Origin of the sequence: Pedococcus sp. KACC 23699, assembly GCF_045348425.1 — a bacterium.
Lineage (GTDB): Bacteria > Actinomycetota > Actinomycetes > Actinomycetales > Dermatophilaceae > Pedococcus.
Genome location: NZ_CP157483.1, coordinates 379,652 through 396,067 on the forward strand (window position 1 = coordinate 379,652; position 16,416 = coordinate 396,067).

A 16,416-nucleotide genomic window follows, 5' to 3' on the forward strand; every position below is an offset into this window, starting at 1 on the left:
CGCAGCGCACCGCTCGAGTTGGCGCCCCGAGCCTGTCGGTGGCCCCGCCTACGTTCCTGGAATGGGGACCAAGCACCGCAAGTACACGCCAGAGCTGTTGCAGGAGGCCGTGACTGCCGCTGACTCGGTCATGGGAGTGATGCGGTACCTCGGCATCCCGCAAGCAGGGGGGACACACGCCCACATCAGCCGCAAGATCAAGGAGTTCGGCATCGATACGGGCCACTTCGTCAGGTACAAAGGCTCAGGGCGTCATCTCCGCAGGACGCCGGAGGACATCATGCAGGTGCTTCCGTTCGGCAGTCCCCGCGCCAAGCCCGAGTTCCTCCGCCGCGCGCTCGTAGAGTCGGGGGTCTCGCAGAGCTGTGCGCGCTGCGGCAACGACGGGACGTGGGAAGGGTCGCCGCTCACCCTTCACGTGGACCACATCAACGGCGACTTCCACGACAACCAGCGGCAGAACCTTCGGTTCCTCTGCCCCAACTGTCACGCCCAGACGCCCAACTTCGCCGGACGCGGAAAGGGTCGCTACGGGGCAGTCGTCGTCAACGTCCGCACTCCGCCTGCGTAGACTGACCGCGCTCGCCGGAGTGGTGGAACTGGTAGACACGCGGCACTTAGGATGCCGTGCCTTCGGGCGTGGGGGTTCGAGTCCCCCCTCTGGCACCAGACGTATGAGGCGTCAGCCGAGCAGGTCGCGCAGGTGCGGGACCATGGCTCGGAACGCCTTGCCGCGGTGGGAGATCGCGTTCTTCTCATCGGGTGAGAGCTCGGCCGCGTGACGGGTGTCGCCCTCGACGACCAGCACGGGGTCGTACCCGAAACCGTTGGCACCCTTGGGCTCTCGCGCCAGCGAACCCGGCATGCGACCCTCGGCCGAGCGCACCGTGCCGTCGGGCAGGGCCAGCACGGCTGCGCAGACGAACGCCGCCGCGCGGTGCTCGTCCTTGACGTCGGCGACCTGGGCGAGCAGCAGCTCGAGGTTCGCCCGGTCGTCGCCGTGGCGTCCGGCCCAGCGGGCCGAGAAGATGCCGGGGGCTCCGCCGAGGACCTCGACCGCGAGGCCGGAGTCGTCCGCGAGCGACGGCAGGCCGGTGAAGGCGGCGAGCGCCTGCGCCTTGAGGCGGGCGTTCCCCTCGAACGTCACCTCGTCCTCGACGACGTCGGGGGCGCCGGGGAAGTCACCGGCACCGACGATCTCGAGACCGAGCTCGTCGACGACGTCGGCGAGGATGGCACGCAGCTCGACCACCTTGTGGTCGTTGCGGGTGGCGAGGACGATCCGGGTCACTGCTGGCGCTCCCGCGGGGTGGCGGCGAGCGCCTCCTGCTGCTTGACGGTGAGGTCGGCGCAGCCCTGGGTCGCCTTGTCCAGCAGGGCGTTGAGCATGTCGCGGTCGAACGGCTCGGCCTCCGCGGTGCCCTGGATCTCGATGAACCGCCCGTCGCCGGTCATGACGACGTTCATGTCGGTCTCGGCGGTGGAGTCCTCGGGGTAGTCGAGGTCAATGACGGCCTGGCCCTTGACGATGCCGACCGACACCGCGGCGAGCGAGCCGGTCAGGGGCTGGGCGTTCTTGGCGATCAGCCCCTTGGCGCGGGCGTCCTCGATCGCGTCGACGAGGGCGACGTAGGCACCGGTGATCGCCGCGGTGCGGGTGCCACCGTCGGCCTGCAGGACGTCGCAGTCGAGCACGATGGTGTTCTCGCCGAGGGCCTTGGTGTCGATGACCGCGCGCAGGCTGCGGCCCACCAGGCGGCTGATCTCGTGGGTGCGACCGCCGACCTTGCCCTTGCGCGACTCACGGTCGGAGCGGGTGTTCGTCGAGCGGGGCAGCATCTCGTACTCCGCAGTGACCCAGCCGGTGCCCCTGCCCTTGAGCCAGCGCGGCACCCCAGCCGTGAACGACGCAGCGCACAACACCCGGGTGCGACCGAACTCGACGAGCACGCTGCCCTCGGCGTGGTCCAGCCAGTTGCGCGTGATGCGCACCTCGCGGGTCTGGTCAGGGGTGCGGCCGTCGTGGCGGGCCTGCGGGGTCGGTGCGGTGGAGTCGGTCACGCCCGCAAGGCTAACCGCCGTCGGTGGGGCGTCCTAGGGTGGACCCATGGCGACAACGTTCCCCCTCGGTGCCCACGTCGACTCGGCCGACCCGGTCACGGCCGCCCGGGAGCGGGGCGCCGGGCTGTCGCAGTTCTTCCTCGGCAACCCCCAGAGCTACAAGGGCCCCGAGTTCGAGTACGCCGGCGGCGCCGAGACCCTCAGGGCCGACGCCGAGGCAGCTGGGGTCGACCTCTACGTCCACGCGCCATACCTGATCAACGTCGCCACCACGAACAACAGGATCCGCATCCCGAGCCGCAAGCTGCTCCAGCAGTTCATCGACGCCGGTGCCTCCATCGGCGCCAAGGGCCTGATCGTCCACGGCGGCCACGTGGACAAGTCCGAGGAGGTCGAGAAGGGGTTCGACAACTGGCGCAAGGCCATCGAGGCGACCGACCTCAAGATCCCCCTGCTCCTGGAGAACACCGCCGGTGGCGACAACGCGATGGCTCGCACCCTGGAGCGGATCGCCCGCACCTGGGACGCCATCGGACAGGCCGAAGGGTCCGACAACGTCGGCTTCTGCCTCGACACCTGCCACGCCCACGCGGGCGGCATCCCGCTCGCCACCGCGGTGGAGCAGATCCGGTCCATCACCGGACGGATCGACCTCGTGCACTGCAACGACAGCCGTGACGAGTTCGACTCCGGCGCCGACCGCCACACCAACCTCGGTGAGGGCCTCATCGACGCCGACGAGCTCGCTGGCGCCGTGCGCGCCGCCGGGTCACCGGTCGTGATCGAGACGCGCGGCGGCCTGGAGGGCCAGCGGGCCGACCTCGACTGGCTGCGCGAGCGCCTCTAGTCGACCGTCGGGTGCGTCGCGAGGAACCGTCGGATCTCCTCGCGCGGACGGTCCGACAGGTGCGGTCCGTGGGTGAACGCCGCCGTCGAGTACTCCAGCTCGCTGAGCCGGTGGGCGGTCCGCGTCGTCATGGCGAAGTTCGTGCAGAACGACTTGATCGGCCACCGCAGCCCGCGGATGTTGAAGATCGAGTCACCGGTGATGAGCACCCCGGACCCCCGGTGCAGGTATGCCGCGTGGCCGGGTGAGTGCCCCGGCGTGTGGACCACCTCGATCCCGCCTGCGAACGGCACCACCTGACCGTCGGTGAAGGTCTCCCCCACGGTCAGGGGGGTGAACCCGCCCCCACCCATCCGGTCCATCAGCCGGCCGAGCCGCAGCGACCGGTCACGTGGCGGCGACTGCCCGGACGCGGCGAAGGGCGCGTCCGCCTCGTGGATCCCGAAGTCCCGCCCGGTCCGGGCAGCCACGTGGGCAGCCCCTCCGGCGTGGTCGGGGTGGGCGTGGGTGAGCAGGAGCCGGGTGACGTCGCTCGGGCCGGATCCGATCGATGCCAGCGCGGCCATCACCTTGGGGCCGGACTGCTTGACGCCCATGTCGACCAGGGTCACCTGGCCGTCGTCGTCGCGCAGCATGAACCCGTTGACGAAGTCACCGAGCAGGGGGATGCGCCACACGTTCGGCGCCAGGGCGACCGCCGGGTCCTTGGGCATGCTCGGAGACTACGCCGCCCACCGGACCAGGTCCCTCAGTCGGCGAGCTCCGGGGGCCACACGCAGGAGAACCGCTCGAAGCAGACCTCGAGGTCCTCGGTGAACTCGATGCCGAGGCGGGCCGCCTCGCGTCCGTGGGCTCGTCGGTGTCCCTCGAGCCAGCTCTCGAGGGTGCGGTCGTACTCACCTTCGTCCCAGGCGAATCGTTCGTCGACACTGCGGAAGGGCCCCAGGCGGATCTCCCACGTCCGCAGCACCGCGCGCGGCCGCCCCGACCCGTCGCAGCACACCCAGTGCGCACCGACCTTCGGCAGGGGTTCCTCGTCGGCGGCATACCCGGCCACGAGGCTGGCGGTCGCGCGCTTGGTGCCACCCACGATGAACTCCACGAGTTCGTCCGCGAGCTCGGGGCTGTCACCGAAGCACTCCACCGCGACCTCTGACGCGGGCGTGGGCACCACCTCGGGGTGCGCCGCGAGGTAGTCGGCGTACATGGCCAGCCCGGCGGTGCGGTCGACCTGGACCGGTCCTTGCCGGTCGCCGAGGGCGCCGACCGGCTGCCCCAGGGTCCACGTGGAGTCCTGGGCGGCGAGCTCGAGCGGGCCGGACCAGACCTCCGCCGCCTGGGCGCGGCACACCTGGGGGTCGTTCCATGAAGGGATGTGGGTGAGCACGATCCGCTCGACCCCGCCCGCGGCGACGGCCGCTTCTGCGGCGCGACGGCCGGACAGGTGGATCCCCTCGGCGTCGTCGCGTCCGTCGACGAAGGCGCTGTCCATGAGTGCGAGGTCGGCCCCGGCGAGCAGGGGCGTGAGGGCGTCGGTCGCGTCGGTGTCACCGGTGTAGGCGAGGACGGCGCCATCGGCCTCCACCCGGAACCCGTAGGCCTCGACGGGGTGGTTGACCCGGTACGACGTCACGGTGAACGGCCCGACCGTGGTGACCAGCTCGTCGGCGAGCTCGTGGACGGCGAACTCCGCGGACATCCCCATGTGCTCGAGGCCGTGGTACATCAGCGCGAACCGGTCGGAGGCCCCGGTCGGGGCGTGCACGTCCAGCTGCCCCGGGACGGCGCCTCCGGGTCGGTACTTGCGGGTGACGTAGAGCCCGCAGATGTCGACGCAGTGGTCGGGGTGCAGGTGGCTGACGAAGACGGCATCGAGGTCGGCGGGGTCGACGTGACGCTGCAGCGGGCCGAGGGCGCCGTTGCCGAGGTCGAGGACGATGCTCCAGGTGCGCCCCTCGTGCTCCGCCTGCACCAGGTAGGAGGACGCCGGCGAGTCGGGACCCGCGAAGGACCCCGAGCACCCGATGACCGTGAGCTTCACCGGTGGCCCCCGGAGGCTGCGGACGATACGACCGCCCGGACCACGGCGTCGCCAAAGACCTCGTCGCTGTCGGCGCCCACCTCGGGCCCGAGGAAGCGCCGGGCCAGCCGGGTGAACTCGGCTGCGTCGCCGGTGGTGGTGAAGCCGTGGCTCGGCGGCGGCAGGTCGGGCGCCCGCAGTGCGTCGGTGTCGGCGAGCACGCGGTAGACGTCCTTGGCGGTCTCGTCGGCCGACGACACCAGGGTCACCGACTCGCCCATCACGTAGGAGATGGCGCCGGTGAGCAGGGGGTAGTGCGTACAACCCAGGACCAGGGTGTCGACCTCGCGCTCCAGGAGCGGTGCGAGGTAGTCCCGCGCGGTGTCGATCACCTCGGCGCCGCTGGTCACCCCGGACTCGACGAACTCCACGAACCTCGGGCACGGCACGCTCGACACCGACAGGCGCGGGGCAGCGGCGAACGCGTCGATGTAGGCCCCCGACTGGTGCGTGCCCCGGGTGGAGATGACCCCGACCCGGTGGTTGCGGGTGGCGGCGGCAGCCCGGCGGACAGCGGGACGGATGACCTCGACGACCGGCACGTCATACCGCTCGCGCGCGTCGTGCAGGACCGCGGCGCTGGCCGTGTTGCAGGCGATGACGAGGACCTTGACGCCGTGGTCGACCAGCCGGTCGAGGCACTCGAGGGCGAACTCGCGGGTCTGGGCGATCGGCCGGGGACCGTACGGCGCTCGCGCGGTGTCCCCGAAGTACGCGATGGACTCGTGCGGCAGCTGGTCGAGCACCGCCCGGGCGACGGTCAGCCCGCCGTAGCCCGAGTCGAAGATCCCGATGGGTGCGTCAGCCACGAGGTCAAGGCTAGACGTGCGCGGTCGAACCGCGGCCACGGCACGGCCGTCGGCTCGGTCACAACGCTCGTGGCTGCGCCTGCGTCAGGGCAGCAGCGCGTGGGCCAGCGTCTCCTGGAGCCACGTCAGGAAGTCGTAGACGGCGAGCGCGTACACCGCAGGATCGTCCTCCTCCAGGCTCGACACCTGCTCCTCGATGAGCTCGAGGTCGTCGTCCTGCTTGAGGCCCAGACGCTCCCCCAGGACGAGGCGGACGTCGGTGAGCGCGATGACGAGGGCGATGGCCTGGGCCTGGTCGAGGCTGACCTTCTGGTCCTCGAGACGGGCCAGCGCCGCGATGGCCGTGTCGAGGTTGGCCGTCTTGCGGGCCCGCAACCCCTGCTCGGTGAGCTGGCGGAACTCCGCGGCGATCTGGTCGTCCTCTCGGTTGGCCGTCGGGAAGATCCGGTCCAGCGCCGGGTCACGCGGCGCGGGCACTCCCCCGGCGAGCTGCACCTGGTCGTCGGCGGCGAGCGAGACGCCCATCCCGATGCCCCCGAGCCCGGCGACGATGCGGTCGAACTCGTCCCCTCCGCCCTCCGGCGACTCGGCCACCGGCGCCGGCTCCACGAGCTCGCGCACCTGCTCCATCAGCCCGACGACGAGGCCGCGTTCGACGGCGTCGAGCTTCGCGACATACATCCCGCGCCGCTTGGTGAACCCGCGTGCCACTCAGCTGTCCTTCTGGAAGGTGGCCCACAGGCCGTAGCCCTGCAGCGCCTCGGTGTCGGTCTCCATGCGCTCGCGTGAACCGGTCGAGACCACGGCCCGCCCCTTGACGTGGACATCCATCATGAGCCGCTCCGCCTTGGCCTTCGAGTAGCCGAAGTAGGTCTGGAAGACGAACGTCACGTAGGACATGAGGTTGACAGGGTCGTTCCAGACGAGGGTGATCCACGGGTGCTCGACCTCGGTGGCCTCGTCTGCGGAGACGTTCTGCTGCTCCACGGGCGCGATGGACACGGCAACTGGCACGGCACCACCTTAGGCTGCCCGGGTGGAGTCCACCGCACTGCTCACCGACCACTACGAGCTGACCATGGTCGAGGCCGCGCTGCGCAGCGGCGCCGCCTCCCGCAGGTGCGTGTTCGAGGTGTTCGCCCGCCGCCTGCCGGAGGGTCGCCGCTACGGCGTCGTCGCCGGCACCGGTCGCCTGGTCGACGCCCTCGAGGCGTTCCGCTTCGGTGACCAGGAGCTGGCGCAGCTGCGCGAGAGCAAGGTCGTGGACGACGCGACGATCGACTTCCTCGCCGACTTCCGCTTCGCCGGCGACGTGTGGGGGTATGCCGAGGGCGAGTGCTACTTCCCCGGCTCACCGGTGCTCGTGGTCGAGGCCGACTTCGCCCACGGGGTGCTGCTCGAGACCCTCGTCCTGAGCATCCTCAACCACGACAGTGCGGTCGCCTCCGCGGCGTCGCGGATGACCTCAGCGGCGGGGTCGCGGCCCTGCATCGAGATGGGATCGCGCCGCACCCACGAGGAGGCCGCGGTCGCCGCGGCCCGCGCGGCCTACATCGCAGGGTTCGCCACCACCTCCAACCTCGAGGCAGGACGCCGGTACGGCGTTCCGACGGCGGGGACCGCGGCGCACGCGTTCACCCTGCTCCACGACGACGAACGGGAGGCGTTCGCCGCGCAGATCGCCTCGCTCGGCAAGGGCACGACGCTGCTCGTCGACACCTACGACGTCCCCACGGCCGTCGCGACCGCGGTGGAGCTCGCCGGCCCCGAGCTGGGTGCCGTCCGCCTCGACTCCGGTGACCTGCTCGTCCAGGCCCGTGAGGTGCGCGACCAGCTCGACCGGCTCGGCAACACCGGCACCCGCATCGTCGTGACGTCGGACCTCGACGAGTTCGCCATCGCCGGGCTCGCGGCCGGTCCGGTCGACCTCTACGGCGTGGGCACCTCCCTGGTCACCGGCTCGGGCGCGCCCACCGCAGGGATGGTCTACAAGCTCGTGGCCCGCGAGGACGCCGGCGGGACGATGGTCGGGGTGGCGAAGAAGAGCAAGGACAAGGCGTCGGTGGCAGGACGCAAGTACGCCCTGCGCCGCCTGTCCGCCCGTGGCACCGCCGAGGCCGAGGTGATCGGCATCGGCGAGACGCCGGTCGACCACGGTGACGACCGCGTGCTGTTGGTGCCGCTCGTCCGCGGGGGCGAGCGGGTGGACGCGAGCGCCCACACGGTGGAAGCCGCCCGGGCACGCCACTTCGCCTCCCGCGCCGAGCTGCCCGCTGCAGCCCACCGGCTGCAGCGCGGAGAACCCGCGATCCCGACCGAGTACGTCGACACCCACGCCCAGGAGTAGATGCGGCAGGATGCGGTCATGGCTGACCACGACTACCGCACCGAGGCGGCTGACCTCGATGCCGCCGATCCGCTGAGCGCCCTGCGGGACCGCTACCTCACCCCGGAGGGGACCGACCTCGTCGCCTACTTCGACGGCAACTCCCTGGGGCGCCCCGTGGCTGCCGCGGCCGACCTGCTCACGTCGTTCGTCGCCGGCCCGTGGGGCGACCGCCTGATCCGGTCGTGGGACGAGCAGTGGCTCGACTGGCCGACGCGCATCGGCGACCGGATCGGCAACCTCGTGCTCGGCGCGGCACCCGGCCAGACCTTCGTCGGCGACTCCACGACGGTCCTGCTCTACAAGCTGTCGCGCGCCGCGGTCGACGCCCAGGTCGCGCAGGGACGCGACGAGATCGTCCTCGACACCGACAACTTCCCCACCGACCGCTACGTCCTCGAGGGCATCGCCGCCGAGCGCGGCCTCACCCTGAGGTGGATCGAGGCCGACGAGCGCGCCGGCGTCACCCTCGAGCAGGTCCGGGACGTCGTGGGGCCGAGGACGGCGCTCGCCGTGTTCAGCCATGTCGCCTACCGCTCGGGCTTCATCGCCGACGGTCCCGGGATCACCGCGGCTGTTCACGCTGCCGGTGGTCTGGTCCTGTGGGACCTCAGCCACACGGGGGGCTCGGTGCCGGTCCAGTTCGACGAGTGGGGCGTCGACCTTGCGGTCGGCTGCACCTACAAGTACCTGAACGGCGGCCCGGGCGCCCCCGCCTGGGCGTATGTCGCGCAGCGTCACCACGGCTCCCTTCGCCAGCCGATCTGGGGCTGGATCGGTCGCCGCGACGCGTTCCAGATGGGCCCGGGCTACGACCCGGCCGAGGGGCTGCACTCGTTCATCTCGGGCACGCCCCCGATCCTCGCCATGGTGCCGCTGCAGGCCTCGCTGGACGTCATCGAGGAGGCGGGCATCGAGGCGATCCGCGCCAAGTCCGTCGCCCTGACCGAGTTCGTCATCCGGCTCGCCGACGAGCTGCTCGTGCCCCTCGGGGTCGAGATCGCGAGCCCACGAGACTCCTCGATCCGCGGTGGCCATGTCACGTTGCGGCGCAACGGGTTCCGCGAGATCACCGCCACGCTGTGGACGCAGGGGGTCATCCCCGACTACCGCGACCCCGACGGCATCCGGATCGGTGTCGCGCCACTGTCCACGAGCTTCGACGAGGTCGTCGTCGGCATGCTCGCCCTGCGCGACGCGATCGTCGAGCTCGACGCCGCGACCTGAGGTCGGCGCCAGGCCCGGCGGCTACGGTGGAGCGATGAGCCGCGCGCTGATCCTCGTCGACGTCCAGAACGACTTCTGCGAAGGCGGTTCGCTGGCTGTCGCCGGCGGCGCCGACGTCGCAGCCAAGATCAGTGCGTACGTCGAGGACCACCACGAGGAGTACTCCGCGATCGTCGCCACGGCCGACTGGCACGACGATCCGGGCGCCCACTTCAGCGCCCACCCCGACTTCGTCGACACTTGGCCGACGCACTGCCGGATCGGCAGCGACGGCGCACTGTTCCACCCCGCGGCGGAGAAGGCGTTCGAGCACGTCGAGGCGATCTTCCGCAAGGGACACCACAGCGCGGCATACAGCGGGTTCGAGGGGTTCACCGTCGAGGCCGACCACCGGGCTTCCCTCGCCGACTGGTTGCGCGACCGCGCCATTGAGCAGGTGGACGTCGTCGGCATCGCCACCGACCACTGCGTCCGGGCCACGGCCCTTGACTCGGCGGAGGAAGGCTTCGAGACGACCGTGCTGCTCGACCTCACTGCCGGAGTCGCGCGCGAGACGACGGACCGCGCGGTGGCCGAGCTTCGGGCCGCCCAGATCGAGCTGCGTGGCACCCCCGTCGTCGCTCCTGCCTGATTCGCCCGCCCCCGTTACGCAGACGAAACACGTCGACGCGAGGACCGAAACGCCCCACACCTACCGTGAGTCCATGCGACAGATCCGGTCCCGCGCGCGGTTGCTGCAGCCATGACCATCGAGGCCGGGACTTCCACGGAGCTCGGCGTCACGTGGCACGAGGTGTGCCGGCTCAAGGCGCTCTCGGCAGAGCGCGGTGCCGCCGCCGTGGTGGCCGCCGTCGAGGTCGCGTTGTTCCGCCTCGAGGACGACCGAGTCTTCGCCGTGCAGCAGGTCGACCCGTGCAGCGGCGCCACCGCCGTCTCCCGTTGCGTCGTCGGTCGCCGCGGAGACGTCCCTACGATCGCCTCCCCCATGTACCGGCAGGTCTACGACCTGCGGACCGGTGGGTGCCTCGACCCGGTCGGGCACGCTGAGCACCGGCTGCGAACCTTCCCCGTGCTCGTCGTCGACGGCGTCGTCACCGTCGGGATCCCCGGGCCCCAGGTCTGAGGACGGTCACCCGCTCAGTGCCGGCCACCTTCCGCAGCACCCTGGACGACCACCGGTTGGCCGTTGCTGACGAGCTTCCAGTCGTAGGTCGTGAACGTCGCGGGGTCGATGACTCCCTGGGCCGTGGTCCAGTCGATGAGGAGCTGGCGGATCTCCACCTGGGCGTTGTAGAGGACCGGGGCCGTGGTCACCCCGGGGAAGTTGCCGCCACCGGACTGCCGGTAGTTGTTGATCGCGATGACGAACTGCTTCGCCGGGTCGATCGGTGCGCCGGCATAGGTGAGGTTCGTGATGCGCTGGCCGACGGGCTTGGCGATGTCGATGTCGTAGGCGAGGGACGCGTCGAGGCCGCCCATGATGTCGTAGTTGTAGTCGGGGGTCTCGAGCCCCGTGCCCGGGTTGACGGCGTTGGTCACGTCGTCGGGGGCAAAGGGCCCGGCGGTCGACTTGGTCTCGAAGTAGATCGCGGAGTACTCGAGGTAGGCCTTCACCTGGGCACCGGTGAACCGGATGCCCAGCAGCGTGTTGTCGTAGATGTAGAGACCCGCGACGTCGCGCACCGTGACGTTGCCGGCCGGGATGGCTGCATCACGGTTGAACGGCGCCGCGATGGACAGCACAGGCAGGCTCTCGTCCGGCGTCCCCGCCAGTGCCGTCTTCACGGCGTCGGCCTGCACGTGGTTGATGAAATCGATGGCTGAGGTGTCCTCGAAGCGTGCCGTGGCCGCTGACATCGCCGCCTTGCAGGTGCCGATGACCGAGTTGACGTAGGTCCGCACCACCGCGTGGTCCTCACGGACGAGGGCCGCCACGGCAGCGTCCTCCGGGGCGGTGTTGGCATTGAGCAGGTGGGCGTGCGCGGACGTCAGCGACCAGTGCTTCCCGTCGTGCACGAGATCCAGATCCATCACCGAGAGTCGCATGCCCCACTTGGACGGCTCGGTGATGAGGACCTTCTTGCCCGGTGTGGCCGAGCTGTCCACCAGCTCTTCCTGGATCTCCACGTGCGCGTGGCCCACGAGCACCGCGTCGATCCCTGCGACCTGCTCCGCCAGCTGGCGCGAGGCGTTCTCCGGGAAGGGCAGGGCGTCACCGTAGGACGACCCGGGCTTGGCACCGGAGTGGCAGGACACGATCACCAGGTCGCACCCGGCCTTCTTGAGCTTGGGGACCCAGACCTTGGCCTGTTCGACGATGCCGGGGAACTTCAGCATGCCCTCGACGTTGGCCTTGTCCCAGATCGCCACCCCCGGGGTGACGAGCCCGAGGACGCCCACCTTCAGGGGCTTGGCCACCCCGGGCACCTTGTAGGACTTGATGACGTGCGGCGCGAAAGCGGGCGCACCGGTCACCCAGTCGACGGTGTTGGCCGACAACAGGGGGAAGTCGCACTGCGACTCGAAGGTCCGCAGGGTGTCGATGCCGTAGTTGAACTCGTGGTTGCCCAGGGCTGCGGCGTCGTAGCCGATGGCGTTCATCGCCTTGGCCATCGGGTGCACCGAACCACCGGTGATCGGGTCGATCTTCGCGTAGTAGTAGGCCAGCGGCGTCCCTTGGATCGTGTCACCGGCATCGAGGACCAAGGTGTTGTGCGCCCCCCGCTCCTCACGCATCAGCTTCACCAGGGTGGCGATCTTCGCCAGCCCGATGTCGTTGTGGGCCGAGTCGTCGTAGACCGCATCCTTGAAGTAGTCCCAGTTGAGGACGTTGCCGTGGGTGTCGGTCGTGCCCAGCACCGTCAGCCGGTATGTCGTGCCGTGTCCCTTCCCGGGCTTGCCCTTCTCCCGAGACCCCCGCTCGGGGGTTGCCTGCGCGGCACTCGGCGTCGCCAACAGGGCCGCCGCAGCCCCGGCGCCTCCGAGCACGGCCATGCCCAACACCTGACGGCGGGAGCGTGCTGCCTCGTCGACACTGATCGGGAGCTCGGGTCCGGGAGTGGGACGCGATGACGACATGGAGGCCTCCGGGGTGGCAGGCCGGCCTGGGACCGGCAGTCAGGTGGGCCCGGGGCCAGGGTTCGGCCCATCGGGGACGTTCAGCCTAGGTCAGCTCCACGGCACACAAAAGGGACACCAGGTCAACAGATGGTCAACACCTGTCAGCGGTGGGCCGTCCTGCGAATGGTCGCTGACGTTCCTGGGCAACCTCGACAGCGCCAGGGCATGCAAAAGGGCCTTCCCGTGTGGGAAGGCCCTTTTGAAAGTATGTCCGGCTGCGTCCTACTCTCCCACACCGTAACCAGTGCAGTACCATCGGCGCTGAAGGGCTTAGCTTCCGGGTTCGGAATGGAGCCGGGCGTTTCCCCTTCGCTATGACAGCCGAAACTCTATGGAGATATCTTCGGTGCTTCTTCCTGCACTCACCCACGCGCTGGGGGTGGTGCAGGGGGTTCCCGACCGTATCTCGGGAACTACACAGTGGACGCGTAACATCTTTGTTGTATCAAGTTATCGGCTTATTAGTACCAGTCAGCTACACACATTACTGTGCTTCCACGTCTGGCCTATCAACCCAGTAGTCTAGCTGGGAGCCTCTCGGACCTAAGTCCATGGAAACCTCATCTTGAAGCGTGCTTCCCGCTTAGATGCTTTCAGCGGTTATCACTTCCGAACGTAGCTAATCAGCCGTGCTCTTGGCAGAACAACTGACACACCAGAGGTTCGTCCATCCCGGTCCTCTCGTACTAGGGACAGCTCTTCTCAAGTTTCCTACGCGCACAGCGGATAGGGACCGAACTGTCTCACGACGTTCTAAACCCAGCTCGCGTACCGCTTTAATGGGCGAACAGCCCAACCCTTGGGACCTACTCCAGCCCCAGGATGCGACGAGCCGACATCGAGGTGCCAAACCATGCCGTCGATATGGACTCTTGGGCAAGATCAGCCTGTTATCCCCGGGGTACCTTTTATCCGTTGAGCGACGGCGCTTCCACAAGCCACCGCCGGATCACTAGTCCCGACTTTCGTCCCTGCTCGACATGCCTGTCTCACAGTCAAGCTCCCTTGTGCACTTACACTCAAAACCTGATTGCCAACCAGGCTGAGGGAACCTTTGGGCGCCTCCGTTACCTTTTAGGAGGCAACCGCCCCAGTTAAACTACCCACCAGGCACTGTCCCTGATCCGGATCACGGACCGAGGTTAGATATCCAGAACGACCAGAGTGGTATTTCAACGTTGACTCCACACACACTGGCGTGCATGCTTCACAGTCTCCCACCTATCCTACACAAGCCGTACCGAACACCAATACCAAGCTGTAGTAAAGGTCCCGGGGTCTTTCCGTCCTGCTGCGCGTAACGAGCATCTTTACTCGTAGTGCAATTTCGCCGAGTTCGTGGTTGAGACAGTGGAGAAGTCGTTACGCCATTCGTGCAGGTCGGAACTTACCCGACAAGGAATTTCGCTACCTTAGGATGGTTATAGTTACCACCGCCGTTTACTGGGGCTTAAATTCTCAGCTTCGCTCCGAAGAACTAACCGGTCCTCTTAACCTTCCAGCACCGGGCAGGCGTCAGTCCGTATACATCGTCTTGCGACTTCGCACGGACCTGTGTTTTTAGTAAACAGTCGCTTCTCCCTGGTCTCTGCGGCCGTTCTCCCTAGACAGCAAGTGTCTTCAGGATCCGGGCCCCCCTTCTCCCGAAGTTACGGGGGTATTTTGCCGAATTCCTTAACCACGATTCACTCGATCGCCTTGGTATTCTCTACCTAACCACCTGAGTCGGTTTGGGGTACGGGCGGCTCGAACCTCGCTAGAAGATTTTCTTGGCAGCATAGGATCACCCTGCTTCCCGCATACGCGGTCACTATCAGGTCTCAGGCTATGTGAGCTGCGGATTTGCCTACAGCTCGCCCTACACCCTTGGACGTGGACTACCATCGCCACGCGGAGGCTACCTTCCTGCGTCTCTCCATCGCTTGACTACTACCAGATCGGGTCACGCGCTCCACCACTAACCTCCACCCGAAGGTGTCAGCACGTGGTTTCAGGCGTTTAGCATCAAAAGGTTCATCATGGGCGGTTCTTCGCCGGTTCCGGAATATCAACCGGATGTCCATCGACTACGCCTGTCGGCCTCGCCTTAGGTCCCGACTTACCCAGGGCAGATTAGCTTGACCCTGGAACCCTTGGTTATTCGGCGGACGGGTTTCTCGCCCGTCATTCGCTACTCATGCCTGCATTCTCACTCGTGTGGCCTCCACGGCTGGATCACTCCGCCGCTTCCCTGGCCACACGACGCTCCCCTACCCATCAACACGCTTGGACCGTGAACCCGCAGGTGTCACAGCCGGGCAAAGTGTCAATGCCACAGCTTCGGTGGTGTGCTTGAGCCCCGCTACATTGTCGGCGCGGAATCACTTGACCAGTGAGCTATTACGCACTCTTTAAAGGGTGGCTGCTTCTAAGCCAACCTCCTGGTTGTCAATGCAACTCCACATCCTTTCCCACTTAGCACACGCTTAGGGACCTTAGATGGTGGTCTGGGCTGTTTCCCTCTCGACTACGGAGCTTATCCCCCGCAGTCTCACTGCCACGCTCTCACTTACCGGCATTCGGAGTTTGGCTAACGTCAGTAACCTGGTGAGGCCCATTAGCTATCCAGTAGCTCTACCTCCGGTAAGAAACACGTGACGCTGCACCTAAATGCATTTCGGGGAGAACCAGCTATCACGGAGTTTGATTGGCCTTTCACCCCTACCCACAGCTCATCCCCTCAGTTTTCAACCTAAGTGGGTTCGGTCCTCCACGACGTCTTACCGTCGCTTCAACCTGGCCATGGGTAGATCACTCCGCTTCGGGTCTAGACCCAGCGACTAAAACGCCCTATTCGGACTCGCTTTCGCTACGGCTTCCCCACACGGGTTAACCTCGCCACTGAGCACTAACTCGCAGGCTCATTCTTCAAAAGGCACGCCGTCACCCCACAAGGAGGCTCCGACGGATTGTAGGCACACGGTTTCAGGATCTATTTCACTCCCCTCCCGGGGTACTTTTCACCTTTCCCTCACGGTACTTGTCCGCTATCGGTCACCAGGGAATATTTAGGCTTAGCGGGTGGTCCCGCCAGATTCACACGGGATTTCTCGGGCCCCGTGCTACTTGGGATACTTCTCTGGAGTGCACATCATTTCGTCTACGGGGGTCGCACCCTCTGTGCCGGGCCATTCAATGCCCTTCGACTATAACGCGCATTTTTGACTCCATGCCAGCATGTCAGTGCTGACCGAAAAGTCCCACGACCCCGCAACTGCAACCCCTGACAGGTATCACACAGCTACGGTTTAGCCTCTTCCGCTTTCGCTCGCCACTACTCACGGAATCGCGGTTGCTTTCTCTTCCTGTGGGTACTGAGATGTTTCACTTCCCCACGTTCCCTCTACCCGCCCTATGTGTTCAGGCGGGAGTGACTGGACTTGCCTCCAGCCGGGTTTCCCCATTCGGAAATCCTCGGATCACAGTCTGGTTATCGACTCCCCGAGGCTTATCGCAGATTCCTACGTCCTTCTTCGGTTCCTGGTGCCAAGGCATCCACCGTGTGCCCTTAAAAACTTGAGCCACAAAGATGCTCGCGTCCACTGTGTAGTTCTCAAAATACGGGCGGCCCCACCCCACACCCAGCACCTGCTCGAACACCCGCTCCCGAAGAAGCTTGCGTCCCAGTGGTTTGACTGGAGGGATGGGTCCAAGGCCGTAAACCGGCCCAAAGGATCGAAGCTTTCGCCCGAGCCTTCAGGACCCAACAACGTGTCAGACGCCTACCCCCACCAGATCCGCGTTCCACTGCCGGCCACCCCCGAAGGGACGAACACGGCTTGTACTTGCGACACCGGTGAGTGTCAGCGCCAAATAATCGATGTTCCACCCTTGAGCACCTGCTGTC

General features: G+C 67.2%; 14 protein-coding genes, 1 tRNA gene, 2 rRNA genes and 1 pseudogene. 7 read left to right on the forward strand and 11 right to left on the reverse strand.

Features of this window, described 5'->3' with window-relative positions:
- Nucleotides 1-61: 61 nt before the first annotated feature.
- Both ABEG17_RS01810 and ABEG17_RS01815 read left to right on the forward strand, forming a co-directional pair.
- Nucleotides 62-571 (forward strand): HNH endonuclease, encoded by a 510-nt coding sequence (locus tag ABEG17_RS01810; RefSeq protein WP_406831545.1) that lies wholly within the window; start codon nucleotides 62-64, stop codon nucleotides 569-571.
- A gap of 13 nt (nucleotides 572-584) precedes the next feature.
- Nucleotides 585-669 (forward strand) — tRNA-Leu (locus tag ABEG17_RS01815).
- A 13-nt stretch (nucleotides 670-682) separates the two neighbouring features.
- Here ABEG17_RS01815 and rdgB read toward each other — a convergent pair.
- Together rdgB and rph are read right to left on the reverse strand one after the other, a co-directional pair.
- Nucleotides 683-1,291, reverse strand: coding sequence for an RdgB/HAM1 family non-canonical purine NTP pyrophosphatase (rdgB, locus tag ABEG17_RS01820; RefSeq protein WP_406831546.1), 609 nt, complete (start codon nucleotides 1,289-1,291; stop codon nucleotides 683-685).
- The gene (rph, locus tag ABEG17_RS01825; RefSeq protein ID WP_406831547.1) at nucleotides 1,288-2,061 is read right to left on the reverse strand and encodes a ribonuclease PH; all 774 of its coding nucleotides are present in this window, start codon (nucleotides 2,059-2,061) and stop codon (nucleotides 1,288-1,290) included. The genes rdgB and rph overlap by 4 nt, the downstream gene beginning before the upstream one ends.
- 46 nt (nucleotides 2,062-2,107) lie before the next feature.
- Between rph and ABEG17_RS01830 the strand changes: the two genes are divergently transcribed.
- On the forward strand, nucleotides 2,108-2,908 hold the full coding sequence (locus ABEG17_RS01830) for a deoxyribonuclease IV (RefSeq protein ID WP_406831548.1): 801 nt from the start codon (nucleotides 2,108-2,110) through the stop codon (nucleotides 2,906-2,908).
- Here the strand turns inward: ABEG17_RS01830 and ABEG17_RS01835 are convergent.
- The 6 genes and pseudogenes from ABEG17_RS01835 to clpS all read right to left on the reverse strand — a co-directional run bounded on the left by ABEG17_RS01835 (nucleotide 2,905) and on the right by clpS (nucleotide 6,799).
- Nucleotides 2,905-3,621, reverse strand: a complete 717-nt coding sequence (locus tag ABEG17_RS01835; RefSeq protein WP_406831549.1) for an MBL fold metallo-hydrolase — start codon at nucleotides 3,619-3,621, stop codon at nucleotides 2,905-2,907. The genes ABEG17_RS01830 and ABEG17_RS01835 overlap by 4 nt on opposite strands.
- Nucleotides 3,622-3,656: 35 nt before the next feature.
- The gene (locus tag ABEG17_RS01840) at nucleotides 3,657-4,115 is read right to left on the reverse strand and encodes an ASCH domain-containing protein (RefSeq protein WP_406833120.1); all 459 of its coding nucleotides are present in this window, start codon (nucleotides 4,113-4,115) and stop codon (nucleotides 3,657-3,659) included.
- 69 nt (nucleotides 4,116-4,184) lie between these two features.
- Nucleotides 4,185-4,949: pseudogene (locus tag ABEG17_RS01845) on the reverse strand (MBL fold metallo-hydrolase); the annotation flags it as partial.
- Entirely contained in the window at nucleotides 4,946-5,797 is an 852-nt protein-coding gene (murI, locus tag ABEG17_RS01850; RefSeq protein ID WP_406831551.1) for a glutamate racemase, read from the reverse strand. The gene murI and the pseudogene ABEG17_RS01845, both read right to left, overlap by 4 nt.
- 84 nt (nucleotides 5,798-5,881) lie before the next feature.
- Nucleotides 5,882-6,508 carry a DUF2017 domain-containing protein gene (locus ABEG17_RS01855; RefSeq protein WP_406831552.1) on the reverse strand — a complete coding sequence of 209 codons (627 nt, stop codon included), beginning with the start codon at nucleotides 6,506-6,508 and terminating at the stop codon, nucleotides 5,882-5,884.
- A complete protein-coding gene (gene clpS / locus ABEG17_RS01860; RefSeq protein ID WP_406833121.1) occupies nucleotides 6,509-6,799 on the reverse strand; it encodes an ATP-dependent Clp protease adapter ClpS in 291 nt (96 codons plus the stop codon).
- A gap of 76 nt (nucleotides 6,800-6,875) precedes the next feature.
- Between clpS and ABEG17_RS01865 the strand changes: the two genes are divergently transcribed.
- From ABEG17_RS01865 to nirD, 4 genes are all read left to right on the forward strand, one after another.
- Entirely contained in the window at nucleotides 6,876-8,144 is a 1,269-nt protein-coding gene (locus ABEG17_RS01865) for a nicotinate phosphoribosyltransferase (RefSeq protein WP_406833122.1), read from the forward strand.
- Between the two features lie 18 nt (nucleotides 8,145-8,162).
- Nucleotides 8,163-9,410 (forward strand): kynureninase, encoded by a 1,248-nt coding sequence (locus tag ABEG17_RS01870; RefSeq protein ID WP_406831554.1) that lies wholly within the window; start codon nucleotides 8,163-8,165, stop codon nucleotides 9,408-9,410.
- A gap of 34 nt (nucleotides 9,411-9,444) precedes the next feature.
- Nucleotides 9,445-10,041 (forward strand): isochorismatase family protein, encoded by a 597-nt coding sequence (locus ABEG17_RS01875; protein ID WP_406831555.1) that lies wholly within the window; start codon nucleotides 9,445-9,447, stop codon nucleotides 10,039-10,041.
- A 111-nt stretch (nucleotides 10,042-10,152) separates the two neighbouring features.
- On the forward strand, nucleotides 10,153-10,533 hold the full coding sequence (gene nirD, locus ABEG17_RS01880) for a nitrite reductase small subunit NirD (protein WP_406831556.1): 381 nt from the start codon (nucleotides 10,153-10,155) through the stop codon (nucleotides 10,531-10,533).
- A gap of 14 nt (nucleotides 10,534-10,547) precedes the next feature.
- On the opposite strand, the gene ABEG17_RS01885 is transcribed toward nirD, so the two are convergent.
- From ABEG17_RS01885 to ABEG17_RS01895, 3 genes are all read right to left on the reverse strand, one after another.
- Nucleotides 10,548-12,404 carry a bifunctional metallophosphatase/5'-nucleotidase gene (locus ABEG17_RS01885; protein ID WP_406831557.1) on the reverse strand — a complete coding sequence of 619 codons (1,857 nt, stop codon included), beginning with the start codon at nucleotides 12,402-12,404 and terminating at the stop codon, nucleotides 10,548-10,550.
- A gap of 335 nt (nucleotides 12,405-12,739) precedes the next feature.
- Nucleotides 12,740-12,856 (reverse strand): 5S ribosomal RNA (gene rrf, locus ABEG17_RS01890).
- A 115-nt stretch (nucleotides 12,857-12,971) separates the two neighbouring features.
- Nucleotides 12,972-16,091, reverse strand: a 23S ribosomal RNA gene (locus ABEG17_RS01895).
- Nucleotides 16,092-16,416: the final 325 nt, after the last annotated feature.

Bases quoted from the DNA above. Each gene is read 5' to 3' on its own strand.
- ABEG17_RS01810 (WP_406831545.1), top strand. From the start codon at position 62: ATGGGGACCAAGCACCGCAAGTACACGCCAGAGCTGTTGCAGGAGGCC.
- ABEG17_RS01830 (WP_406831548.1), top strand. From the start codon at position 2,108: ATGGCGACAACGTTCCCCCTCGGTGCCCACGTCGACTCGGCCGACCCG.
- ABEG17_RS01835 (WP_406831549.1), bottom strand. From the start codon at position 3,621: ATGCCCAAGGACCCGGCGGTCGCCCTGGCGCCGAACGTGTGGCGCATC.
- ABEG17_RS01840 (WP_406833120.1), bottom strand. From the start codon at position 4,115: ATGTACGCCGACTACCTCGCGGCGCACCCCGAGGTGGTGCCCACGCCC.
- ABEG17_RS01865 (WP_406833122.1), top strand. From the start codon at position 6,876: ATGGTCGAGGCCGCGCTGCGCAGCGGCGCCGCCTCCCGCAGGTGCGTG.
- ABEG17_RS01870 (WP_406831554.1), top strand. From the start codon at position 8,163: ATGGCTGACCACGACTACCGCACCGAGGCGGCTGACCTCGATGCCGCC.
- ABEG17_RS01875 (WP_406831555.1), top strand. From the start codon at position 9,445: ATGAGCCGCGCGCTGATCCTCGTCGACGTCCAGAACGACTTCTGCGAA.
- nirD (WP_406831556.1), top strand. From the start codon at position 10,153: ATGACCATCGAGGCCGGGACTTCCACGGAGCTCGGCGTCACGTGGCAC.
- ABEG17_RS01885 (WP_406831557.1), bottom strand. From the start codon at position 12,404: ATGGCCGTGCTCGGAGGCGCCGGGGCTGCGGCGGCCCTGTTGGCGACG.